Source organism: Candidatus Similichlamydia laticola (genome assembly GCF_003339615.1).
GTDB classification, from domain to species: Bacteria; Chlamydiota; Chlamydiia; order Chlamydiales; family Parilichlamydiaceae; genus Similichlamydia; species Similichlamydia laticola.
The window spans coordinates 18,156-41,082 of the sequence record NZ_QQBG01000009.1; the positions used below are offsets into that span (position 1 = coordinate 18,156).

The 22,927-nt window shown below is 46.3% G+C and carries 21 protein-coding genes, 2 tRNA genes and 1 pseudogene; 19 read left to right on the forward strand and 5 right to left on the reverse strand.

Features of this window, described 5'->3' with window-relative positions; translation table 11 throughout:
* Nucleotides 1-41 precede the first annotated feature (41 nt).
* From HAT2_RS00935 to HAT2_RS00945, 3 genes are all read left to right on the forward strand, one after another.
* Nucleotides 42-542 carry a hypothetical protein gene (locus HAT2_RS00935; protein WP_114544170.1) on the forward strand — a complete coding sequence of 167 codons (501 nt, stop codon included), beginning with the start codon at nt 42-44 and terminating at the stop codon, nt 540-542.
* A gap of 204 nt (nt 543-746) precedes the next feature.
* On the forward strand, nt 747-1,205 hold the full coding sequence (locus HAT2_RS00940; protein WP_114544171.1) for a hypothetical protein: 459 nt from the start codon (nt 747-749) through the stop codon (nt 1,203-1,205).
* Between the two features lie 129 nt (nt 1,206-1,334).
* Nucleotides 1,335-1,937 carry a hypothetical protein gene (locus HAT2_RS00945; protein WP_147267461.1) on the forward strand — a complete coding sequence of 201 codons (603 nt, stop codon included), beginning with the start codon at nt 1,335-1,337 and terminating at the stop codon, nt 1,935-1,937.
* Between the two features lie 51 nt (nt 1,938-1,988).
* Here the strand turns inward: HAT2_RS00945 and HAT2_RS00950 are convergent, their stop codons facing one another.
* Nucleotides 1,989-2,477, reverse strand: coding sequence for a SufE family protein (locus HAT2_RS00950; RefSeq protein ID WP_147267462.1), 489 nt, complete (start codon nt 2,475-2,477; stop codon nt 1,989-1,991).
* A gap of 171 nt (nt 2,478-2,648) precedes the next feature.
* Here HAT2_RS00950 and infA point away from each other — a divergent pair, with 171 nt between their 5' ends.
* The 12 genes from infA (at nt 2,649) to rpoC (ending at nt 16,003) form a co-directional block, all read left to right on the forward strand.
* On the forward strand, nt 2,649-2,876 hold the full coding sequence (gene infA, locus HAT2_RS00955) for a translation initiation factor IF-1 (RefSeq protein ID WP_114544174.1): 228 nt from the start codon (nt 2,649-2,651) through the stop codon (nt 2,874-2,876).
* A 109-nt stretch (nt 2,877-2,985) separates the two neighbouring features.
* Nucleotides 2,986-3,057 (forward strand) — tRNA-Thr (locus HAT2_RS00960).
* 242 nt (nt 3,058-3,299) lie between these two features.
* On the forward strand, nt 3,300-4,481 hold the full coding sequence (gene tuf / locus HAT2_RS00965) for an elongation factor Tu (RefSeq protein ID WP_114544175.1): 1,182 nt from the start codon (nt 3,300-3,302) through the stop codon (nt 4,479-4,481).
* 82 nt (nt 4,482-4,563) lie between these two features.
* A tRNA-Trp gene (locus HAT2_RS00970) sits at nt 4,564-4,638 on the forward strand.
* A gap of 169 nt (nt 4,639-4,807) precedes the next feature.
* Nucleotides 4,808-4,936, forward strand: a complete 129-nt coding sequence (locus tag HAT2_RS03995) for a hypothetical protein (protein WP_420885373.1) — start codon at nt 4,808-4,810, stop codon at nt 4,934-4,936.
* A gap of 15 nt (nt 4,937-4,951) precedes the next feature.
* Nucleotides 4,952-5,506: a transcription termination/antitermination protein NusG gene (gene nusG, locus HAT2_RS00980; RefSeq protein ID WP_114544177.1), complete on the forward strand. Its 555-nt coding sequence runs from the start codon at nt 4,952-4,954 to the stop codon at nt 5,504-5,506.
* 52 nt (nt 5,507-5,558) lie between these two features.
* Nucleotides 5,559-5,990, forward strand: a complete 432-nt coding sequence (gene rplK, locus HAT2_RS00985; protein ID WP_114544178.1) for a 50S ribosomal protein L11 — start codon at nt 5,559-5,561, stop codon at nt 5,988-5,990.
* 21 nt (nt 5,991-6,011) lie between these two features.
* Entirely contained in the window at nt 6,012-6,707 is a 696-nt protein-coding gene (gene rplA, locus HAT2_RS00990; RefSeq protein WP_114544179.1) for a 50S ribosomal protein L1, read from the forward strand.
* A 9-nt stretch (nt 6,708-6,716) separates the two neighbouring features.
* Nucleotides 6,717-7,235 carry a 50S ribosomal protein L10 gene (rplJ, locus tag HAT2_RS00995; protein ID WP_114544180.1) on the forward strand — a complete coding sequence of 173 codons (519 nt, stop codon included), beginning with the start codon at nt 6,717-6,719 and terminating at the stop codon, nt 7,233-7,235.
* A 59-nt stretch (nt 7,236-7,294) separates the two neighbouring features.
* A complete protein-coding gene (gene rplL, locus HAT2_RS01000) occupies nt 7,295-7,723 on the forward strand; it encodes a 50S ribosomal protein L7/L12 (RefSeq protein ID WP_220253862.1) in 429 nt (142 codons plus the stop codon).
* 136 nt (nt 7,724-7,859) lie between these two features.
* A complete protein-coding gene (rpoB, locus tag HAT2_RS01005; RefSeq protein ID WP_114544191.1) occupies nt 7,860-11,699 on the forward strand; it encodes a DNA-directed RNA polymerase subunit beta in 3,840 nt (1,279 codons plus the stop codon).
* Nucleotides 11,700-11,728: 29 nt separating this feature from the next.
* Nucleotides 11,729-16,003 carry a DNA-directed RNA polymerase subunit beta' gene (rpoC, locus tag HAT2_RS01010; protein ID WP_114544181.1) on the forward strand — a complete coding sequence of 1,425 codons (4,275 nt, stop codon included), beginning with the start codon at nt 11,729-11,731 and terminating at the stop codon, nt 16,001-16,003.
* On the opposite strand, the gene HAT2_RS01015 is transcribed toward rpoC, so the two are convergent.
* From HAT2_RS01015 to HAT2_RS01030, 4 genes are all read right to left on the reverse strand, one after another.
* Nucleotides 16,000-16,581, reverse strand: coding sequence for a hypothetical protein (locus tag HAT2_RS01015; RefSeq protein ID WP_114544182.1), 582 nt, complete (start codon nt 16,579-16,581; stop codon nt 16,000-16,002). The genes rpoC and HAT2_RS01015 overlap by 4 nt on opposite strands.
* A 122-nt stretch (nt 16,582-16,703) precedes the next feature.
* Nucleotides 16,704-17,231, reverse strand: coding sequence for a hypothetical protein (locus HAT2_RS01020; RefSeq protein WP_114544183.1), 528 nt, complete (start codon nt 17,229-17,231; stop codon nt 16,704-16,706).
* 513 nt (nt 17,232-17,744) lie between these two features.
* Complete coding sequence (locus HAT2_RS01025; RefSeq protein ID WP_114544184.1) at nt 17,745-18,269, reverse strand: hypothetical protein; 525 nt, start codon at nt 18,267-18,269, stop codon at nt 17,745-17,747.
* 365 nt (nt 18,270-18,634) lie between these two features.
* Entirely contained in the window at nt 18,635-19,177 is a 543-nt protein-coding gene (locus tag HAT2_RS01030; RefSeq protein WP_114544185.1) for a hypothetical protein, read from the reverse strand.
* Nucleotides 19,178-19,460: 283 nt separating this feature from the next.
* On the opposite strand from HAT2_RS01030, the gene HAT2_RS01035 reads away from it, so the two are divergent.
* From HAT2_RS01035 to HAT2_RS01050, 4 genes and pseudogenes are all read left to right on the forward strand, one after another.
* Nucleotides 19,461-20,105, forward strand: coding sequence for a hypothetical protein (locus HAT2_RS01035; RefSeq protein ID WP_114544186.1), 645 nt, complete (start codon nt 19,461-19,463; stop codon nt 20,103-20,105).
* A gap of 9 nt (nt 20,106-20,114) precedes the next feature.
* Entirely contained in the window at nt 20,115-20,837 is a 723-nt protein-coding gene (locus HAT2_RS01040) for a hypothetical protein (protein WP_114544187.1), read from the forward strand.
* 12 nt (nt 20,838-20,849) lie between these two features.
* Nucleotides 20,850-22,649: a V-type ATP synthase subunit A gene (locus HAT2_RS01045; RefSeq protein WP_114544188.1), complete on the forward strand. Its 1,800-nt coding sequence runs from the start codon at nt 20,850-20,852 to the stop codon at nt 22,647-22,649.
* Nucleotides 22,646-22,927, forward strand: a pseudogene (locus HAT2_RS01050) (V-type ATP synthase subunit B); the annotation flags it as partial. The gene HAT2_RS01045 and the pseudogene HAT2_RS01050, both read left to right, overlap by 4 nt.

Consider the following 22,927-nt stretch of genomic DNA (forward strand, 5'->3'; position numbering starts at 1 on the left):
GAAGTGTTGCTTTCGATAGGTGCGTGCGGAGAGTCTTTGGGATGACACGCAGGTTCTTTTTTGCTTGTTTATGTCAGCACATGGCCACTAGGGTACAGTCCATTTGGCTTTCTCGATTGCTTGGTCTTTTAGGTCGAGCAAAATACGGTATTGCTGGCTCAGTTCTTCTTTACCATCTGGAAAGCGATATGAGAGCCCTTTTCCCTCACTCAGATCATTTCGCATCCATTCAGCGTAAGCTCCATAGGCTAAGTACACTGTTTCGAGTCATGCACGTTCTGGTTTTTCTCTCTTACTTTTTGGTAGGGGTGCCTTTGTTACTGTCCAATGCCCTTTTATTCGTGCAGTTAGGGGCAGTGCGGAAGGCTTTGCTCTGTCTTTTTGCGATCTTATTTAACTTTTTATTTGAACTTGTTTTCATGAAATGGGTACCTAAAGTCTCTGAGAGGGACGGCTCAATACCTTCCTTGTTAACTCATGCCCTTCTTGTTTGTTTCTCTCTTTTTTGTTTGTTTCAAATACGACACCTCGTCTCTCCTTAATTGTTCTGTAGGTCGTATTTTGGACTGCTTGGGGGAGAGCCTTAATTTTAAGGCGTTGTCCCCATGCGCCTAAACTGGTCTTTTTTTGAAAGCTTTTTTGGTGTAAAGAAACAAAACTTTTGTCAAAAAATCTCTATTTTTATGTATAAACATCTGGAAAATTGACAACTACGTCTCCAAATTTGTGCTGGAATCGGTTTGATCATGTCGCGTGTCGCTAGCTTTATTTTTCGGGATGCTTCTCTGAGTTTTTGTTTTTTCGTGCCTTCGCTTTCTGCCGCGATGATTGTCCCCAAGTCGGTAGCCATCGCTTCCTGTTTTTTCTCTGGTTTGGGGTCAGCTCTTGCTTTCTTTGAGGCTGGTTTGATCTTACGTGGAGGAAAATTAGCCAGAGAAATCTTTTTGAAGAGTAGGTCCCTCTCTCATGTTCTCGTTTGGGTCTCCGCCGTTCTTTGTCTTTTATTGAGTCTTGAACTGGCAGCTATAGGTACTTGGTTTCTTAGTATTTGGGTTTTGGTAAGTAGTTTGCATTACGGTTTAGAATACTACTTTTGCTGTGGAGTGCCTCAAGACATAAGAGCGCTTGTTCGTTTTGTTTCTTCAGCCGTACGGTCTGCTTACGTCGGATTATCTCTGCTCGCTTTTTTCGCTGTTCTCGTTTGAGTCTTTGTCTCTTTTGTCATACAGTTGTCCGCTTTGCTCTCGATTTGTTGCTGCATTTTATGATAAAGTGTCCCTTCCTCCAGATTGTAAGGAAATCTCACCAAAAGGATTTAAGGTAGGGTTGAAGTTATGTTAGGATATGCGGTGTCGGGTGTTCGTTGGATGTGTAGAAGCCAGAGAGCTCAGGTGGTGCTGGGACATCGTTTGATTCCAACGGCCGCCGCGGTATCGAGTGCTTGTGGTGGGGTTGTTTGTGCCTCTGTCCAGCGTTGCTTCTCCTCATGTCCCATTATTGTTTCCGCATCTCATTGCTTAATGGCTTCTTCCCTTTTGGAGTTGGGTGGTCGGTTACGGTTGATGCTTGATCCTGCAGGGCAGTTTTCGTCATGGATTCCTTTGCTGCGGGGATTGGAGGTTTTTGCTTTTTGTGTAGGAATCTGTTTGATGTTTTTAGCCTCTGCTGCTGTTCCGGGCTGGGCAGGTTGGTGCATTGGCTTCTATGCATTGACTCGTCTGTGTGTGCGTCTGGCTGAGTGGTTTTTCCCAGACATCATGGAGTCTCCGTTTGACAGAAACATGTCCCGTGGTCTCTTTGTCGAGACGGCAGCCTTCGGTCTTTTGTCTTTTGTTAGCTGGGCAGCTTGTCATCCCTCTAGTTTTGCTCGGTACACAAAACCGCTTCAAGCTTTGATGGAACTGCATTTCTTCCTCAAGGAAACCAAGCTACTCTAGACGCCATTTGAGATCAGAAATACGCTCCTTATCTTTCTCGTACAGGAAGTTCTAGAGTGGGCTGCTGTCCCTTCCTAAAGAAGCTAGCAGGTGAACGCTCTGCTCTTTCATGTGTAAATAGATTTCCTGTAGTCCATTTGCTCGATTAAGACTCAAAAATTCATGAAAGCCAACCCTCTTGATAATATCAGGAGAGCAGGTCAGGATAACAGGCGGGGGCAATCCTGAGTAAATCTCGATCAGAATGCAGAGTAAACCGCTTGAAATGAGTGCGTTGCTTTGTCCTGAAAAGGAAATTAAATAATTTTCTATGTGTGTTTGGAGAAAAGTTTCGCTTTGGCACCCCTTAACGCGGAGCGCTGAGGGTTCTGTTGGAGCGTGTTGCCTGAAAAAACGCTTTCCCTTGTTAATGAGCAGGTCGTATTTGGCGTGAAGGGAAGGTAGACAGAGAAATTCTTTTTCAAGAAGGTCTTGTCTGGAACGACAAAGAAGAAAATAGTCCTCAACTTCTTTTGTTGGAGGATTGGGGGGAGAGGCCATGGGGATTTGTCCAGCCGTTTTTGAGGTCACTCGATCTCAGATTTGGGTATGAGTCTCTTTAAAAAGATTTCAAATTAGCTATCTTTTGATTAAGATCACTGAGGCTCTCGGAGCTATCGTGACCACTTCAGTCAATATCAAGGGTATCATAATGGGTGCAAAGCTGGCAGCATGGTAAAGGAATCTAAGGAGAACACGTTTCGCATGAAAGGTAAGGTTCGCGAATCCTTGCCAAATATGACCTTCAAGGTTTTGCTAGAGAACGGTGTTTACGTTTTGGCTTACTTGAGTGGCAAGCTGCGTATGCGCAATATTCGGGTTTATCCAGGAGATGACGTGGTGATTGAATTGACATCTTACGATTTGAGCAAAGCAAGGATTGTTTATCGGGAAAGATGACGACTAATTTTCGTCTCTTGAATCGTAGAATCGCCTGTGTTAGAATCGCGCATTCTCGTCGGTCCGTGCCGTTTTCGCTGACTGATTGGCAAAATTACTTTGAATGCGCGCCCAGGTAGCTCAGTGGTAGAGCACTTGCATGGTAAGCAAGTGGTCGTAGGTTCGATTCCTATCTTGGGCATCTAGGTTGGGCGGATGGCATGCGGTTGTTGTGTGCTGGAGACTGGGCTGGGTTGTGTTTGGGGTTCGGTTGTGGTGCGTCATATTGGGATCGGGCTTGTGCCGGGCCTTTCGGCGTTTTCCTAAGGTGCCTTGGGGCGCCTCTTCCGCTTTGCCTGTGTTGCGGATGCCCTGTCGCTATGATGGGGAGCTTTAGGCGCTGTGTGTTAATTCGGGTTTGCGTTTCTTTTTGGAGGGAGTTAGGTGGCAAAGGAGACATATAAGCGGGATAAGCCGCACGTTAATATCGGGACGATTGGTCATGTCGATCACGGCAAGACGACGTTGACTGCTGCGATTACGACTGTTCTGGCGAAACAAGGTCTGTCCAAGGCGATGAGTTACAAGGACATCGACAAGACTCAGGAAGAACAGGATCGTGGGATTACGATCGACAAGACTCATGTCGAATATGAGACGGAAAAGCGCCATTACGGTCATGCAGATTGTCCTGGACATGCTGACTACATCAAGAACATGATCACAGGCGCAGCTCAGATGGATGGTGCCATTCTCGTTGTTGCGGCAACGGATGGTCCAATGCCACAGACTTACGAGCACGTTTTGCTTGCCCGCCAGGTGAATGTGCGCCAGATTGTTGTCTTCATCAACAAGATGGATGCTCCAGGAGTCGATGAAAAAATGGCCGAACTAACAGAGATGGAGCTGAGTGAGCTACTTGAAAGCAAGGGCTATGAGAACGTTCCCATGATTCGGGGATCTGCTCTTAGGGCTTTGGAAGGGGTGCCCGAGTACGTCGATTCTATTCTTCAGCTTATGAAGGCCGTGGACGCCCACATTGAGACCCCTGCTCGTGAGATTGATAAGCCTTTCTCTCTTCCTATTGAGGATGTTTACTCTATTTCTGGTCGAGGAACTGTCGTAACAGGTCGTGTAGAGAGAGGAAAAGTAAAGGTAGGGGACCCCGTAGATATAGTAGGCCTTAAGCCTAGCCGTTCTTCCGTTGTAACTGGTGTAGAGATGTTTAGGAAGAACTTGGACGAGGGTCAAGCTGGTGACAACGTCGGTGTTCTTTTGCGTGGTGTCGAGAAGAAGCATGTTGAAAAGGGTATGGTTTTGTGTGCGCCAGGAAGTGGCAAGCCCTACACAAGGTTTCGAGCGGCACTTTATGTTTTGAAAAAAGAAGAAGGCGGTCGTCACACGCCTATTCCGCCTAAGTATAAGCCACAGTTTTATGTGAGAACTGCAGATGTAACGGGAGGAATTACCTTGCCTTCTGGAGTGGAGATGGTGCTACCCGGAGAAAATGTGGAGATGGAAGTCAAATTGATGTTTCCGCTTGCACTCGAAGCAGGAATGCGTTTTGCCGTTCGGGAAGGTGGGAAAACCGTCGGAGCTGGGACAATCATTGAGGTTATAGATTGATTTTAGTCCTTTGCAAGGGGCAAGCTTTTAGAGCGCGAGGCGTTTGTGCCCTGCGTTCTATGGGGCTTGTGTGCGTTCTTGGGGGAGCGTAGCTCAGCTTGGTCAGAGCAACGGCCTCCAAAGCCGTGTGTCGAGGGTTCGAATCCCTCCGCTCTCGTTAGTTTTTGTTTTGTGGAACTGGTTTTAGAATGGGTCAGCACATCTTGTTTGAGCAACGCTCAAAAATGATAGATCTTGAGGAGGATACGTCATCTTTCTCCTGCTTCGCTTCTCCTCGAGAGTTGAGGTCGGAGTTGAGGAAGATTGTGTGGGTCCCTCCTGGGGGCATGCTTCGTGCTGTTTCCCTTGTTGTTACTGTTGTCTTCTGTTCTTCAGTGTGCGTATACTTGGCGGACCTTCTGGGGAGTTTGTTGTTAAAGGGGCTTTCTGCGTTGTTTGGCCTCGTGTTCGTCTAGTGGAGGTGGTGGAGCGTGCTTTGTTACGTCGTCCGCGTATTGTCAGGTCGTGAAAAGAAAGTGAAGCGTGCCATTGAGGAAAGTTGCTCTGCTTATGGTTTGTCCGGACAGATTTCTGAGGTGATTCTCCCAGTAGAGCAAGTTGCTGAAGTTCGTCGTGGGAAGCAGAGGGTTTCTGAAAAGCGTATTTGGCCTGGTTACCTTCTTGTGCGTATGGAAATGAACCAGGAGACATGGTCTTACATCAAGAGCGTAGAGGGTGTTATCGAGTTTTTGGGAGGGGAGCAGCCCGTTCCTCTGGCCGAAGATGAGGTGGAGACCTTGCGGCAAGATTTAAAAAAGAAGAAGGAAAAGATCAGTCAGAAGCACCGTGTCTCTGTTGGAGATCGTGTTAAGATCGTTGAGGGCGTTTTTGTTAATTTCGTTGGAACTGTCACAGAAGTTTGTGGAGAGAAGGGTCGCCTAAGTGTCGCTCTTGCCATTTTCGGGCGTACGACAACTGTGGATGACCTTGAGTTTTGGCAAGTAGAAGAAGTGTCCGATGAGCAGGATATCGAGTGTCACTCGTAGTTGTTTCCGGTTTTTTGCTGTGATTGTTGGTTAAAGGGTTAGTTTTTGGTTTATGTCTCAGAAAAATCATTCCAAGATCATTCGTTTGCAGATTGTTGCTGGTAAGGCTTTGCCTAGTCCGCCCGTTGGGCCTGCTCTTGGTGCCGTTGGTGTGAACATTATGGCTTTTTGTAAGGCTTTTAACGAGAGAACCAGAGGCCTGGGTGATGCACTTGTTACAGCAGTGATTTACGTCGATTTGAAGAAGAAGGACTTCCGCTTTGAAATCAGGAAGCCTCCTGTTTCTTACTTGATTAAGAAGGCTTTGGGTCTTGAGAAAGGTGCGAAGTCTCCTAACCGCGAAAAAGGGGCAACCATTACCCTGGTTCAGCTTGAGCAAGTTGCAAAGGAGAAAATGGAAGATCTTTTTGCTAATTCCTTAGAGGCCGCTGTTCGAATTGTGAGTGGTTCTGCGCGCTCGATGGGCATTGAAGTTGTGAAATAGTTTTCTTGAGGAAGTGGTTTTATGGCGCGCACAAGCAGGAGAATGCGGCAGATCAGATCGTCTTTGGGTGGAGTGCGCCTTTATTCCGCTCGTGAAGCGATTCAGATTCTGCTCGCTCTTCCCTCTTCTAAGTTTGATCAGACCCTTGATATTGCTCTTAAACTTGGTGTTGATCCGAGAAAATCAGATCAAAATGTCAGGGGAACTGTCTCTCTTCCCCATGGGACAGGGAAGAAGGTACGTGTTCTTGTTTTCGCGAAAGGCGATAAAGTCAAGGAGGCCTTGAAAGCTGGTGCGGATTTTGCTGGGTTTGAGGAGTACTTTGAGAAAGTGAAGTCGGGTTGGACGGACTTCGACGCTGTCGTTTCGACGCCTGATTTGATGAGAGACGTAGGTAAGTTGGGACGGGTGTTGGGACCGAGGAATTTAATGCCAACACCGAGGGCAGGTACAGTAACAGAGGACCTTGGGGCGATCATTTCTAGCTTGAAAGCCGGACAAATTGAATTTAAATTGGACCGTCACGGTGTAATCAATTCCGGTCTGGGGAAGGTATCCTTTTCAGAAGAGAGTCTACTTGAGAACCTCTGCGCTTTTGTCGGTGCTGTTTTGAAGAATAAGCCCGCAGCGGCGAAGGGGACTTTTTTACAGAGGCTTTATCTCAGTTCCACAATGGGGCCCGGCTTGAGGGTTGATGTGTCGAGTTTGGGTCTGTAGGAGTGTGTCGTGCTGAAGGAAAAGCGATTATTTTTGGATTCTTTGCGCGAGCAAATTGAGTCTTCGTCTTCTTTCGTCTTGGTGGACTATGGTTCCATAGGGGCAAAGGACTCCGTTCTTTTGAGACGGGCGTTATTGCCTGTTGGCGAAATGGAGGTTGTTCCAAAGAGAATGTTTTGTTTGGCTCTGAGGGAGTGTGGGCTTTCTTTTGATCGAGAGGCTCTTCCTGGTCATGTTGCGGCGGTTTTTACTGGTGGCGCGTTAACTGAGTTAATCAAATCTCTTGGCACACATACGAAAGTGCATAAAGGATTTCGAATTTTAGGCTCTTTTTCGGAGGGTGCTGTCTATGGGGCAGAGGAAACGGTTGCCATTGGGAAATTGCCTTCCCAGGAAGTGTTGCGTGCTCAGTTGCTAGGCCTGTTCCTTTCTGTTCCATCTCAAGCTGTACGAGTAATGAATGGTGTGGCCTGTTCGGTCTTGTACTGTATGAATGCTCGATCAGAAAAGAGGGAGGGAGTCGGCTGATAGCCGCTTTTTGCTTTCGTTAGGGAAAGAGAAGCTTAGTTTATCGTGGAGGTTTCGAAGTGAACAACAAAGAGTTGAAAAAACAGCTAGTCGAACAGCTGAGTGGGTTGACGGTTTTGGAGATGTCCGATCTGGTCAAAGAGTTAGAGCAAACTTGGGGGGTCTCTGCAGCTGCTCCGGTAGCGTCTGTTGTTGCAGGTATTTCTTCTGGGGGAGCTGCAGAAGGGGAAGTAGCTGCACAAGCCGCAACCGAATTTGATGTTGTTCTGAAAGGGGCAACGGATCCGTCCGCTCAAATTCCTCTGATCAAAGAGCTCAAGAGTCTTTGTGGTTTGAGCTTGAGAGATAGTAAAGAGGCTGTTGAAGAAGTTTGTGCAGGCAAACCCAGAATGATTAAGGGCAAAGTCGAGAAGGCTGAGGCGGAAGAGTTGGCCAAGAAACTAAAGGCCGCAGGTGCTATCGTTGAGGTTTCTGCTTCTACAGATTAGAGCTCGGGGGGATCGTCTCGTGCGAATGTTTGTTAGTGGCACTAGGATAATTGATTGTATCAAGGGCTTGTGTTCTTGTTAGTGGTTGTGGCTTTTTGTTTCCCGATGGTGGGATTGGTTTGTTGCGGAGTGTGTGATGCTTAAAAAGGCGCCTCATCGTATTGGATTCCGTGAAAGAGAGGAGGTTATTGATTTGCCTAATCTCTTGGAAGTCCAAATCAAGTCCTACCAAGAGTTCTTGCAAGCTCATCTTTTGCCCCATGAGAGGCAGAACGTTGGGCTGCAAGAGGTCTTCAACGAGGCTTTTCCTATCAAGTCACACGACGAGAAAGTTGTTCTCGAGTTCATTTCGTATAGCTTAGGAGTACCTAAGCATACTCCGGAAGAATGTATTCGTCGGGGCATCACTTACAATGTGACTCTGCGGGTGAAATTGCGCTCAACGGACGAGACGGGGATCAAGGAAGAAGAGGTTTACATGGGGACCCTTCCTGTCATGACGGAGAAGGGAACGTTTGTTATCAACGGAGCGGAACGTGTTATCGTTTCTCAATTGCATCGTAGTCCAGGAATCTCCTTCGAGTCTGTTAAGCATCCGAAGGGTTTTGATCTTTTTCTCTTCCGTATTATTCCTTATCGTGGAAGTTGGCTTGAGGCAGGTTTTGATGCTAACGATTTAATTCATATCTATATCGATCGCAAGAAAAGACGTCGGAAAATTTTAGCGACGACCTTTATCCGTACCTTAGGCTATTCAACAGATGCTGATATCATTGAGGAGTTCTTTCCGACACAGTATGTCTCTCTTTCTTCTGAGGAGTTGACACGTTGTATTGGTCAAGTTTTGGCTGAAGACGTTTTGGATGAGTCGAATGGCCAGCTTCTCGGTAAGGCCGGAGAAAAATTGACAACGGCCATGTTGAAGAAGATGTTGGATGCCAAAATTCCTAACATCAAAATAGCAGAAGATGCAAATGAGCTGAGTCCAATTATTAAGATGCTTGCGAAGGACACAGCTCATTCTTACGAGGTAGCTCTTAAGCAATTTTACCGTAAGATTCGTCCGGGTGAGCCGACCACGTTGGCTAATGCTCGTGCAGCGATGGTTCGTCTTTTTTTTGATCCTCGTCGTTATAATTTGGGGCGAGTCGGTCGTTATAAGATTAACAAAAAGCTTGGGCGACCCATTAATGACGAGACTTTGCAAGAGCAGACTCTTTCGAAGGAGGATCTCGTCCTAGCGATCAAGTACCTTCTTCGCATTCGAAATGGAGATTCATCTGCAGCAGTAGATGACATTGATCATTTAGCTAATCGCCGTGTCCGCTCGGTCGGTGAGTTGATTCAAAATCAATGTCGCGTAGGTCTTGCTCGAATGGAGAAGATTATTCGTGAGAGGATTAACTTGTTTGATTTCTCAGGAGATACCATGACTCCGAGCAAAGTGGTTTCTGCTAAGAGCCTCTCTGGAGTGTTAAGAGACTTTTTTGGAAGATCTCAGCTTTCTCAGTTTATGGATCAGGCTAATCCTCTTGCCGAGCTGACACATAAGAGGAGATTGTCCTCTCTTGGCCCTGGAGGACTGAATCGAGATCGAGCTGGTTTCGAAGTGCGTGATGTTCATACAAGTCATTACGGCAGAATTTGTCCTATTGAGACACCTGAGGGTCCTAATATCGGACTGATCACTTCCCTTTCTTCTTATGCCAAGATCAATGAGTTTGGGTTTATTGAGACACCTTATCGCGTTGTTCGGGATGGGGTTGTGACCAATGAGATCGAATACATGACTGTTGATGCGGAAGAGAAGTGTGTTATTGCTCAGGCATCTGCTGAAATGGATGAGTATGGTTGTTTGCTCGGAGATTATTGTTGGGGACGCCATCTTGGGGAATCTCTTGAAGTTTCCGTCGATTCAGTCACTCACATGGATGTTTCTCCTAAGCAGTTGGTGTCTATTGCGACGGGGTTGATTCCATTTTTGGAGCATGACGATGCGAACCGATCCTTGATGGGCTCCAACATGCAACGCCAAGCTGTGCCTCTTGTTAAAGCGCGCTCTCCGATTGTGGGGACGGGTCTAGAGGCAAAAGCAGCACGTGACTCTGGGGCTGTTGTCATCGCTCAAGAAGACGGTTATGTCGAGTACGTAGATGCTCTCAAGATTGTTGTGCGTTCGAAAGATAACGCTTTGCAGACGACTGATTATCAGCTTAAGAAATTCATGCGATCGAATGCAGGAACGTGCATTAATCAAAAGCCGCTTTGTGAGGTAGGAGACGAGGTTTTCATCAATGATGTCATCGCAGATGGACCGGCGACCGAAGCAGGCGAAATGGCCTTAGGAAGCAATGTCCTAGTTGGCTTTATGCCATGGTGTGGTTTCAACTTTGAAGATGCCATTGTTGTCAGCGAAGAGTTACTGCATGAAGATGCATACACATCCTACTCTTTCGAATGTTTTGTTCTTGAGGCTCGTGATACAAAGCTGGGGGAAGAGGAGATTACTCGAGACATTCCGAATGTTTCAGAAGAAGCGTTAGCCAACTTGGATGAGGATGGTATTGTTCGTCTGGGATCTGAAGTGAAACCGGGAGATATTCTGGTTGGCAAGATCGCTCCTAAGTCGGAAACGGAATTGGCTCCAGAAGAGAGACTTTTACGAGCCATTTTTGGAGAAAAGGCTGCTGATGTTAAAGATGCGTCTCTCCTTGTGCCCCCTGGGACAGAAGGTGTGGTTATGGATGTGCGCATCTTTAATCGCAGAGACCGTTTAGCTAGAGCAGATGAAGATGTTGTCGAGGAAGCTTCTCGTTTTAAGGACATTCAGAAGAGCCATAAGGCGAAAATTTCTGGCTTGAGAGCTAATTTAAGGGACCGTCTGGGAGCTTTGCTCTTGGGGGAGACAGCTCCGGAGTCGATCTTCCACAGAAAAACAGGAGAAGTTCTCTTTGCTAAAGGGGCTGTTTTCAACCAGGCGAGTATTGAGCTTCTTGAGAATCAAGAAATTGATGATTTGTTGATTGCTCGAGAGGTTGATCTTTATTCTACAATGCGAGAAGTGCTTCTCGATCATCGCACCAAGCTGATGATGGCTGAAAATCAGAGGGCTGTAGAGCTCGAGGTCTTGAAAAAGGGTGATTCCGAATTAGATACGGATGTCATTCGGCAGGTGAAAGTCTATGTAGCCAGCAAGCGCAAATTGCAGGTCGGGGACAAGATGGCTGGTCGGCATGGTAATAAGGGAGTAGTGGCAAAGATTGTCCCTGTAAACGACATGCCGTACATTGAAGAGACAGGTCGCCCTTTGCATATTCTTCTCAATCCACTTGGTGTTCCTTCCAGAATGAATATTGGGCAGCTTCTTGAGACACATTTGGGTTACGCTGCTTACCTGAAGGATTGTTATGTGCGGACTCCGGTCTTTGAAGGATTTCCAGAGAAAAAAATCTGGGAGATGGTTCAGGAGGCAGGTCTTCCGTCGAATGGGAAACTTTGGCTTTCAGATGGACGGACAGGTGAACGTTTCTACAATCCTGTAGTGGTCGGCATCATTTATATGTTGAAGCTTGGCCATATGGTTGATGACAAGATCCACAGTCGTGGGGTAGGGCCTTATTCTCTTGTGACACAGCAGCCACTTGGTGGTAAAGCTCAGATGGGAGGACAGAGATTTGGAGAGATGGAAGTCTGGGCCGTAGAGGCTTACGGAGCATCTTATCTTCTTCAGGAAATTCTGACGGTTAAGTCGGATGATGTAGCTGGACGGACACTCATGTATCAATCCATTGTTAAGGGTGAGAATGTTTTGCGAGCTGACTTTCCTGAGTCGTTTAATGTGTTGTTCAAGGAACTGAGGGGACTTGGACTAAATGTCTCTTTGCAAAATATTGTGAGTCAGGAAGGTGAGGTGGTGACTTCGAAGGAGAGTACACCATTGAGCAATCTGGTTGGTAGTGACCATTACAATGGTTGATTGAGAGATGGATAGAGAGGCCCGCAGTCATGAGTGAAGAAAAGTTATGTGAGTTGGCGCCCGTATCTGAGGAGTCAAATGCCTTGCTCCAAGGTTCGGATTCGGACTTCGAGGTTTTGTCCATTTCGATTGCTTCGGATGAGGTCATTCGAAATGAGTGGTCTCGTGGTGAGATCAAGAAGCCAGAGACCATTAACTACAGAACATTTAAGCCTGAAAAAGGCGGTCTTTTCTGTGAAAAAATTTTTGGTCCGACCAAGGATTGTGAATGCGCCTGTGGAAAATATAAAAAGACGAAAAATAAAGGCGTTGTCTGTGATCGCTGCGGTGTTGAGGTCACCCTTTCTAAAGTGCGTCGAGAGAGAATGGCGCATATCGAGCTTGCCATTCCTGTTGTCCATATTTGGTTTTTCAAAACGATGCCGAGTCGTATCGGCAATTTATTGGGTTTATCACTGAGAGACTTGGAGAGAATTGTTTATTATGAGGAGCATGTTGTTGTCGATCCGGGTAATACGGATCTGCAAAGAAAACAGTTACTGACGGATCAACAGCTCAAGGAATCTAAGGAGCGTTGGGGCTCTGCTGCTTTTTCTGCCAGTATGGGCGGAGTGGCTATTCGGGAGTTATTGGCTTCCGAGGATCTTGAGGCTTCTGTTTCCGATCTTAAGGATAAATTAAGAAAGACAAGATCTGCTCAGGCAAGAATGAAATTAGCAAAGCGGCTCAAGATTATTGAGGCCTTTCTTGCTTCGGGTAATCGTCCTGAGGATATGGTTCTCAGTGCTTTACCTGTTATCCCCCCTCAATTACGACCCCTTGTTGCTTTGGACGGAGGTCGTTTCGCTACAAGTGATCTAAATGATTTGTATCGTCGTGTGATCAACCGAAACAATCGGTTAAAGGCTATCTTGAAGTTGAAGACGCCTGAAGTCATTGTTCGGAACGAGAAGAGGATGCTTCAGGAGGCTGTGGACGCGTTGTTTGACAATGGTCGTCATGGTCATCCAGTCATGGGTGCGGGCAATCGTCAGTTGAAAGGTCTTGCAGAAGTCATTAAGGGGAAGAAGGGCCGGGTTCGAGAAAATCTTCTTGGTAAGCGTGTTGACTATTCTGCACGTTCCGTTGTCGTTTCTGGCCCTGGTCTTTCTATTAGCCAATGTGGGATCCCCAAGGAGATGGCCCTAGTCCTTTTCGATCCTTTTATCGTTCGGCGCTTGAGGGAACTGGGACATGCCTATACCGTTCCTGCAGCAAAAAAAATGATTCGTCGACGAGATCCGGTTGTTTGGGACGTTTTAGAAGAGACAATCAAGGGGCATGTTGTCCTTTTAAACCGAGCCCCTACGTTACACCGACTCGGTATTCAGGCTTTTGAGCCAGTACTGATTGAGGGTAAAGCTATTCGTTTGCACCCGCTTGTTTGTTCGGCCTTCAATGCTGACTTTGATGGAGACCAAATGGCAGTGCACTTGCCTTTGTCAATTGAGGCCCAGTTGGAAGCAAGGCTTTTGATGATGGCCCCAGACAATATCTTCCTGCCCTCATCTGGAAAGCCTGTTGCTGTTCCTTCTCAAGACATGATTTTGGGGATCTACTATCTGATGCATGATCCCATTTATGATCCTGAGGCAGAAGGCAAGCCTCTTCGTGTTTTTGCTTCAACGGAAGAAGTGCTGACAGCCATGTCTTATTCCAAAAATGGAATGGTCGAGCGGGAACGTGTCTCTGGTAAGAAGTGTTGGGTAGACTGGGGGCGTGGGTTCCACTTGCACGAACGTGTTAAGGTGAGGTTGAAGGATGGCAATCTGGTAGAGACGACCCCTGGACGTGTTTTGTTCAATACTATTGTTCCTCCAGATCTCGGTTTTCAGAACTCTGCGCTTCCGACCAAAAAAGTAGGAGAGCTAATTCTTCAATGTTACAACCGTTGTGGGCTGGAAACAACTGTTCGGTTTCTGGACAATCTCAAGAGCATTGGATTTGCAGAAGCCACAAAGGCTGCGCCTTCTGTTGGGATTACTGATATTGTTGTTCCTGAGAACAAGGGAGCTTTGATTGCAGAAGCGCAGTCACGTGTTGCTGTCGTGCAAAAGCAGTATGAAGATGGTGTGATCACAGAGGGGGAGCGCTATTCCAAGATCATTAGTATCTGGACAGAAGTTTCCGACATGCTTTCAAATGAACTGCAGGAATTAGTTTCTAAAGTGGAAGAGGGCAGGATTAATCCTCTCCATATGTTTACAGATTCTGGTGCCAGAGGTAATCGTTCTCAGTTGAAGCAGCTTGGGGCCATGAGAGGATTGATGGTGAAACCATCTCGGGAAATCATTGAGACCCCCATCATGTCGAATTTCCGAGAAGGGTTGACTGTTATTGAATACTTCATCTCCTCTCATGGGGGTCGAAAGGGTTTAGCCGATACAGCCTTAAAGACAGCAGACTCTGGGTATTTGACCAGAAGATTGGTAGACGTAGCACACGACATCATTATCACAGAATATGATTGTGATACGTTTCTCGGCATTGAGGTTTCTGGAATCAAACAGGGGCATGAGGAACTCATTCCTTTGAGTGAGCGCATCGTCGGTCGAACAGTTTGTGAAGATGTTTACCAGCCTGGTGATGCTGGTATTTTGTTAGCTTCTGCCGGTTCTTTATTAACCAAGGAGCAAGCAGAAAGGATCGATGATGCTGGTATAGAGACTGTTCGTGTCCGTTCTTCTTTGACTTGCGAGGCCAAGCGAGGTGTCTGTGCTAAGTGTTATGGAGTTGATCTAGCAAACGGTAAGATCGTTGCTTTGGGGGAGGCCGTTGGCATTATTGCTGCCCAGTCCATTGGAGAGCCCGGAACACAGTTAACCATGAGAACCTTTCACTTGGGAGGTATTGCTTCTACTCTTTCTAGTCCAGAGTTGGTATCAAATTTTGAGGGCATTTTAGTCTATATGGATTTGCGAGTCGTGCGAGACCAAGAAGGCAGGTGCATCGTTCTCAATAAAAATGGTTCTGTGCATGTGATGCAGGACGAAAACCGTCCTCTGGAAGAGTACAAGAAGCTTCTGGCCAATAATTCAATTCAGTCTCTTCAGTCGTTTCCTATCGATTTAGGATCGCAGATTCTCTTTGAGGATGGTGCGACGGTTTCCGCAGGAGATTGTCTAGCTCAATGGGAACAACACAATATTCCCATTATTTGTGATAAGCCAGGTTACGTAAAATACGAAGACTTAGTAGAGGGGATTTCGACACAAAAAGATTTGAATAAGCAAACAGGTCAGTCTGAGTTGGTTGTAAAGCAACACCGAGGAGAACTGCACCCACAAATTGCTATTTATGAAGACTCTGCTTTTCAAAACCTGAAAGGGTTCTACTCTATTCCTGCTGGTGCTGTTCTTTCTGTACAGGAGGGCCAATATGTTGAAACAGGACAGGTTTTGGCTAGACTCCCAAGAGGGACAATTCGTACAAAGGACATCACAGGCGGTTTGCCCAGGGTAGCTGAGCTTGTTGAGGCACGTAAACCAAAAGATGCGGCTGAGATTGCCAAGATTGATGGTGTTGCAAGTGTTCGTGGGGTTCAGAAGAATCGTCGTGTTGTCATCATTCGTGATGAAGTCACAGGCATGGAAGAAGAGCATTTCATTCCTATGACGAAGCACCTGCTTGTTCAGTCCAATGATCATGTTCTCAAGGGACAGTCACTTTGTGATGGTCTTGTCGTGCCCCACGAGATTCTTGATATTTGTGGAGTTCGTGAACTTCAAAAATATCTTGTGAACCAGATCCAGGAGGTTTACGCCTTGCAAGGTGTGAGCATTAATGACAAGCATGTTGAGATCATTGTCAGGAGGATGTTGGAGAAGTTGCGTGTCACCGATCCTGGAAATACTACCCTCTTGTATGGAGAAGAAGTCGATCGTAAGGAGTTTTATAGGGAAAATTCTCGCACCATTGCTTCGGGGGGGAAGCCAGCTCAAGCTACTCCGATTTTGCAGGGTATTACCAAAGCTTCTCTTTCAACTGAGTCGTTTGTTTCAGCTGCTTCTTTTCAAGATACGACCCGTATCTTAACTGAGGCAGCTTGTGCGGGGAAGTGTGATTATCGTCTCGGCTTCAAGGAAAACGTCATCATGGGGAAGCGTGTTCCTGGTGGAACAGGCTTTTGGCACCATGCTCTGGTTACAGAGGTCATTGAAAAGAGCTCCTCTCTTGATCTTAACTTTGATTTTGAGTCTGTTTTCCCAGAAGGATATGTTCCTATGCAGGTAGCTCCTCTCCCATTTTCTTGTCCGGAGGACTAGTCAGAAAGTGTCGAGTCGATAACTGTAAAGGAGACTTTGAATTCATTCGTTTTGAGATTCTCGATTATCTTTCTAGGTCCTCTGAGAGTGTATCGGACTGTAGCCACTCCAAAGAATCGTATGATGCCTTTGAGAACCAGCTTAGGTTCTTTAGAGAGAAGGATGGGATTTCCGTCTACAGCTGCCTTTCCTTGATACTCAGGTGGGAGATCAACAACGAGTAGAGCTTCGACTCTTTCCGGGATGGCTTCAATTTTGGCATAAAGATCGAAGAGTTTTCTTCTGGGCTTGATGATGTAGCTTGACGTAGTGATGATATCGATGATTTCTTCCTCTTTTCTTCTCGATCCCAGAGCTTTTAACTTAGGTGTTTTAAACTCGACGAAGTGTCCTGCGCTCGTGGGTATGTCTCCTGGAAGAGGTTCAATACGCAAGGTATCATAGATGATCTTGATGTTGAGAACATGAGAGCCTTCAGCGTCTTGGTAGAGTTTTTCTTGTGCTCTTTTATAGGTACTGCTGTTGGCTTGGAGAAGGGACGAGAATAAAAGAAGATAAAGGAGAGTGTTGTATGACATGAGGGTCTAAGGCAGTGTGGAAAAACACTACCCGGACCTGGAGGCGTACGAACCTTTCCTATTCCCTATCTGGCTATTGTATCATACACCTCTTTGAGACTCTCCTTTTTCAGAACTACTCTTTAGACAACAGGAGCGGCCATAACATAAGAAACAACGACAGTATGAGCCTGTAGCTGTTCAACGTTGGCTAGATTAAGGTCGCATGTCACCGTGTAAGTAACCTTACCATTTCCAACAATCTTATTGATTTGAGACAGAACTTGATTGTGTGTGGTGGTCAATTCAACACTTCCGCTGCTGACGGGAAGGACATCTCCTCCGAAACTTGCTTCAGGAACAGCCATTTCCGCTGCTATGGTGATGCCTGGTGGCAAATGGTCAACAGCACCTGTGATATTTCTACCTGTCCCGATATTGTTAACGTGATACCCGGTAGTCAAAACTCTTTCCTGGATAATACCTTCACTTGCATCAAATATGACTTCTAGAGAGGGGGACTCAAAAGTCAAAGAAGATGTTGTGAGAATTGTAATAGAAAGATTCTGGGAGCTAGTAACGGCTTCTGCGAATAACACGCCCGCATTCAAGGTCGTTAAAATGGCAAATCCTAAAACTTTTTGAGATAGAGAATTCAACTTGTAGAACACGAAGGGCCTCCTTTCGAATGAATGCTTGAACAAGCGAATGGAGAAAAGATAGTGTGTTCAAATATAGGATAAACTCTGTTGTGCTCAGGAAATTCTCTGAAGAGACGTAGAATCTACTCTTCCCTGTTATGTCCGTTTTTCCATTCTATTTCCTTTACAGGCGTGATTAGCTAGCCAATGACATGGGGATCAAGAAGGGAAAGCAAGAGTAAGTCTTTCCCAAATGGGAAATAAGATTTTGGACAATTTATCTGACTGTTTTATGTACCAGTCGAACTGGCAGGAAGAAGGTCTTGAGACTCTGGGCTCAAGAAAGTCCAGAGGGAGCTGTGTAGAAGCAGCAAGAGTCAGCGCCTAGAAGAGTGAGGACGAGGCCTCACAACTCTTTCCCTGGAGATAAAATATAGAAATTTCTTTGTCTATCTTTTGCTTGAATAGGTACAAAGAAGGCCCATCGAGAGAACCATCCTCTCTTTGGGCCTTGCCGTGAAGAACAGTGGGTAGAGATTGGCCTTATGGAGTGGCAACTGCCATAACGTAAGACACGACAACCACGTGTGCTTGTAATTCTGTGGGAGAGGCGATGTTGACATCACACTGAACCTTGTAGGAAACAATTCCGTTACCCATAACGCGGTTGATCTGTTGCAACATGAGTTGAGGTGTTGTTGACATAACAACATCTGGAACGCTAATAGGTTGGATGTCTCCAAAAACGGAGTCAGGTACTCCCATGGTAGCCGTAATGGAAATACCGTTTGGAACATGGTCGACAGCACCTGTGATTTCTCTTGGAAGTCCAATGTTGACGATTTTGTATCCACTGGAAACGATCTTCTCTTGCAAGAGACCTTCACTGGCGTCAAAGATGACTTCCATTTGAGTCTTATCAAGGGAGAAAAAGGATTCACCAATTAATGTGATGATAAGATTCTGGGATGCATTGATTGCTTCGGTTGGGATGTTATCCACCGCGAACAGGGGCGTGACAGTTGCAGATAGTAGCGTGCTGGTTAACAAAGCTAATTTGCGAAACACGTTAAGACCTCCTTGAGAGGGAGAAGTAATGTTGGAAAATATCGAATCGGATTGTGGTGAGAGAGAGTTCAAGATGAGGGACAGTGTTATCTGGATGTCTAGGAAATTGAATCAAAACAGGATCTTCTGCTGAGGAAGAACGGGGCAAGGGAGGTGGGCCTTCTTGCCAATTGGAATAAGGTGGTCTAAGGAGCTCAGGTTGAGACCTAGAGTCTCAACAAAAAGGGCTAGTGCTGGAGTAGGGAGAACACACCTGAGCGCCTTAGCAGGAATTTAAAAAAGCTCTGTTGTGCGGAGACATGCAAAAGAGGATGGCACTATTTGGCTGCCCATCTTTAAGGATAAACATAAAATTATTTTTTATACTACGAAGTGACTGACGAAGAAGACGGTCCAAGCGTGTAATGAACGGTTACGACTTTTTGTTGAAGAGCAGCATCTGAGGTTTTTGAAAAATCTGCAACGAGCCGATAGAGGAGATCGCCTTCTGCAATACACTTTCCTATTCCAGACATCACTTCTTGAGGTGTGATAGACAGCTTGATCTCTCCAGCAATAACCAGGCCGCTAGGTAACGGGGAGGGAGCCTCAAGATCGACAAAGATATCGATACCTTCGAGTATCTCCGAAACACTAGCTGTTAACATTTGAGTACCGCTCAAGGTATTGGTGATCCTATAAGAAGAGGCTTTTTCCAACTCTTGAAGGCCATCAACGGCTTGCTTGGGATCGAAAACGAACTCAAGAGAAGAATCTCGCAGGAGGACATCTCCAATTTGTGGGACAGTAATGACCAAGGATTGGACGAAGCTTTCACTTGCGTACAGCGCCGTGCATGTACTGATAGACAAGAAGATGTGTGCACAAAGAACATAACTGCTCAGTCTTTTGACAAGAGAATCACTCATCTTAACTACCTAGATTTCTCGGGACTTCTCTCCTCTCTTACCTTGAGAAAGAGAGGAGAATCTCATGTTCCTACCGCTTGTAATGCGGAAAGAGTCACGATGCGCATCCCCGAGAAATGGAGTAGAAGTAAGGACGAGGAGATCGTTCCGTAGGGATGTCCATTCTCAATGGATAATATTTTTTTGATTTTAAATACAAGTCTTTATTCTTCTGTTTCTTGGAACTTTTTGCTTCCCCCTTGCGGTTTAACGGATTTTTTTAGAGACTCGTTGGGTTATGTGAATGAGTAAAGGCGTTTGTGTTTTGAAGGCGAAGGATCAGGATAAGAGATTGGAAGCCCTGTGCGCTGTTCTCCAGAAAGAGGCCGTTATTCCTGCTCAGGAAGAGGCTGAGCGTTTGCTTGTTCAAGCAAGGGAGGAGTCGGCACGTCTTGTCAATTTGGCTCGCAAGGATGCAGAATCGATTATCGAGTCAGCACAAAAAAAAGCTCGAGCTATTCAGGAAGAATGTGATCAGCAACTTCGTTTTGCTGCGAGACAAACAGAGGAGAAGCTAAAGGGACTACTGGAGGAGCAGCTTTTTCGGCCTGAGCTAACTGCCATTTTGAAAAAAGGTTTTTCTGCAAAGGGAGGAGAGGCTCTTCTTCGGGTTGTTGCTGCTTCCATTGATCAGATGGGGTTGGATCGAGCTGTTATCCTAGAACTGCCTGAGGGCTTTGAAATGGGCAGCGTTCTACAGGAACTGCTGAAGAGCGTTATGGGGCGTTCCAAGAGCCGGATGTTAGATTGTGAGGGTAAGAGTTTACGTTGTCATTTTCGAAATGAGGGATGGGTTTTAGACCTCTCTCCGGAATCCTTGTCTGCTCTTTTCTGGCCTATGCTCCGGAAGGAATTAAGGGAGAAGCTGTTTCAGTCGGTCAGGGATTAGGAGGAACTGGTGTTTGAGGAGTATGGCCTGATTCCCTTGCTCAGGGATTCAAGGGGGAAAACTTCTCTTGAAGATCTTGAGCTGCAGATCACTCTTCTTGGATCCCCTTCTTTTTCTGCCTCTTTTCTTGTTTTACGGCGGCTGTTCGACCTCTTTTCCTTGCGATCTGTTTGGTTAGGTGGATGTCCTTCTCCCTGTGCTACTCTCCCTGCCTCTGTTCTTTTGGGAGCTGTTCCGCCTGGTCTGGACCACCCTCTGATCGGTCCTATTCTTTCTTATCATCATAATGTAAGGGGTGGGTTAGCGGTTTTTGAAGAAGTGACACAGGCGTTTTTTTCTTATGAACTTGCTAGGAACTGTAATCGTGCTGTTCAAGACATTCTGATTTTTGAGGCATGGCTTTTTGATTCTCTCCTCACCAAAAGGGCACCTTCTCACTTTTCCGAGGAAAAAAGTTTGTTCTTTAGAGAAGTTCAGGGGAGTCATATCGTAGAGCACGATCTTTTTGCCCGTTTTGACCTTGATTTACCTAATCCAGATGAAGTGGAGCGAGCGATCCACTTGTGTCGTCTGAAGTGGTTAAATGCGCGTATAGAGGAAGAGGGCTGGTTTTCTCCTCAAAGTTTGATCTGGGAATTCGCCTACCATCTCTTTGTCATCGAGTGGTCTTTCCGCAACTCTGATCCAGAGAAGATCGATCTTTCAAAAATCTTTCAGGAAATACAGGCTTAGCGAGGTGAAAGGATGCAAAAGGGTGCAAGGGGACAAGTCATTTCTGCCTTTGGGAACCTTGTCGAAGTAGAGTTTGAGGGGAGTGTTCATCTCGGAGAGTCAGCCTCTATTCTCGTCGAGGGAGATAAGTTACGTGCTGAGGTATTGGAAATTCGTGGTTCCATGGCCAAAATGCAGGTTTTTGAACCGACTTATGGCCTTTTCAGTGGTGCAGAAGTTGAATTTTCTCGGGATCTTATCGAGGCAGAGTTAGGACCTGGTTTGTTGGGAGGGGTCTTTGATGGGCTTCAGAATCCTCTCGAAGAGGTGTTTCAAGAGCATGGTGTCTTCTTAGCGCGCGGAGTACACTTCCCTCCTCTAGCGAGGGATAAATTATGGGACTTTGAACCTTGCGTTTCTGTAGGCGCCATGCTCTCTCCTGGGTCTCTTCTCGGGACTGTGCAAGAAGGGCGCTTTCCTCATCGTATTTTTGTCCCTTTTGGACTGCCTTGCGGACATTATCAACTCGAGTGGCTCGTGAAAGGTGGGAGTTATTCTGTAGATACGGTTCTGGCTCATCTTAAGAATGCCCAGGGAGAAATTATTGAGGTCAAGATGTTCCAGAAATGGCCTTTGAAAAGGCCCCTTCTGTTTGGAGATCGCGTATTACCCTTTGAGCCCTTGGAAACAGGTTGTCGTGTGATTGATACGCAATTTCCTCTGCTCAAGGGAGGGGCATTTTGCCTTCCAGGCCCTTTTGGAGCTGGCAAAACTGTTCTACAGCATCATTTAGCGCGTTACTCTTCTGTTGATATCGTCATCTTTGCTGCTTGTGGAGAACGAGCAGGGGAAATCGTGGAACTATTGAAGGAGTTTCCGCATTTGAAGGATCCCCAGACAGGTAACCCTTTAAGTGACCGGACGGTTCTCATCTGTAATACCTCTTCCATGCCTGTTGCTGCTCGTGAATCCTCTGTCTATATGGCTGTCACGATTGGGGAATATTACAGACAAATGGGCCTCGACGTGTTGATGGTTGCTGATTCTACGTCGCGTTGGGCTCAGGCTATGCGGGAGATGTCGGCCCGATTAGAAGAGATTCCTGGTGATGAAGCCTTTCCTGCTTACTTAAACGCAAAAATTGCTGAACTCTATCAGCGGGCCGGTGTGGTCCGTTTGGAAAATGATCGTTTCGGTTCTCTTTGTTTAGGAGGTGCTGTTTCGCCTGCAGGAGGCAACTTAGACGAACCCGTTACTCAAGCTACTTTACCTGTTGTGGGTGCTTTTTTGGGGCTGTCTCGCGCTCGTAGTAGTGCAAGGAGGTATCCTGCCATTGACCCTCTGATTTCTTGGTCTAAATACACAGAATTCGTGGGAGATACTCTTTCGAAAGAGATTCCCCTATGGAAAAGATGGGTCTATCGAGCCAAAGCCCTTTTAGAGGAAAGTGATGTCATCACCAGAAGAATGGATGTTTTAGGTGAGGATGGTGTAGCACTAGATGAGTTTATTTCTCATCTGAAGGCTGAGCTGTATGATGCCGTTTACCTACAGCAAAACTCTTTTGATCCAGAAGATACATATTGTCCACTCAAGAAGCAAAAAGTCCTCTTTTCGTTTGTGAATGAGGTTCTCGATACGGATTATTCTTGGATTTCTACTCACACAGAGGCACGATCCTTCTTTCTGTCCCTGCAGGCTGAGATGCGCAACTTGAATTTCGTTAAGGAAGAGAGCGAGGAATCGGTATCTTGTAGACAACGTCTTCGTAATCTGCTGGAGCATGCTTCTAAGCAGATCGGACAGGGAACAGAAGGAGGAAGTGGGGCATGAGGCGTGTATGCAACAAGATTACAGAGATCCGGGGACATTTGATCACGGTTGAAGCACCTCAAGTCAAAATGGGAGAACTAGCGGAGGTTATCTTTCACGACGGGCGTTGCTCCTATGGTGTTGTTATTAAGGTTTTACGCCGACGAGCTGTTCTTCAGGTTTATGGACCGTTAAGGGGATTATCTACAGGAGATCAGGTCTGTTTTTTGGGGCATGGTTATCATTTGTCGTGTTCTGATGCCATTTTAGGTAGATGTTTCAATGGATTAGGAGAGGCT

Coding starts and splice junctions, on each gene's coding strand:
- HAT2_RS00935 (WP_114544170.1), top strand. CDS start 42: ATGACACGCAGGTTCTTTTTTGCTTGTTTATGTCAGCACATGGCCACT.
- HAT2_RS00940 (WP_114544171.1), top strand. CDS start 747: ATGTCGCGTGTCGCTAGCTTTATTTTTCGGGATGCTTCTCTGAGTTTT.
- HAT2_RS00945 (WP_147267461.1), top strand. CDS start 1,335: ATGTTAGGATATGCGGTGTCGGGTGTTCGTTGGATGTGTAGAAGCCAG.
- HAT2_RS00950 (WP_147267462.1), bottom strand. CDS start 2,477: ATGGCCTCTCCCCCCAATCCTCCAACAAAAGAAGTTGAGGACTATTTT.
- infA (WP_114544174.1), top strand. CDS start 2,649: ATGGTAAAGGAATCTAAGGAGAACACGTTTCGCATGAAAGGTAAGGTT.
- HAT2_RS03995 (WP_420885373.1), top strand. CDS start 4,808: ATGCTTCGTGCTGTTTCCCTTGTTGTTACTGTTGTCTTCTGTTCTTCA.
- rplK (WP_114544178.1), top strand. CDS start 5,559: ATGTCTCAGAAAAATCATTCCAAGATCATTCGTTTGCAGATTGTTGCT.
- rplA (WP_114544179.1), top strand. CDS start 6,012: ATGGCGCGCACAAGCAGGAGAATGCGGCAGATCAGATCGTCTTTGGGT.
- rpoB (WP_114544191.1), top strand. CDS start 7,860: ATGCTTAAAAAGGCGCCTCATCGTATTGGATTCCGTGAAAGAGAGGAG.
- rpoC (WP_114544181.1), top strand. CDS start 11,729: ATGAGTGAAGAAAAGTTATGTGAGTTGGCGCCCGTATCTGAGGAGTCA.
- HAT2_RS01015 (WP_114544182.1), bottom strand. CDS start 16,581: ATGTCATACAACACTCTCCTTTATCTTCTTTTATTCTCGTCCCTTCTC.
- HAT2_RS01030 (WP_114544185.1), bottom strand. CDS start 19,177: ATGAGTGATTCTCTTGTCAAAAGACTGAGCAGTTATGTTCTTTGTGCA.
- HAT2_RS01035 (WP_114544186.1), top strand. CDS start 19,461: ATGAGTAAAGGCGTTTGTGTTTTGAAGGCGAAGGATCAGGATAAGAGA.
- HAT2_RS01045 (WP_114544188.1), top strand. CDS start 20,850: ATGCAAAAGGGTGCAAGGGGACAAGTCATTTCTGCCTTTGGGAACCTT.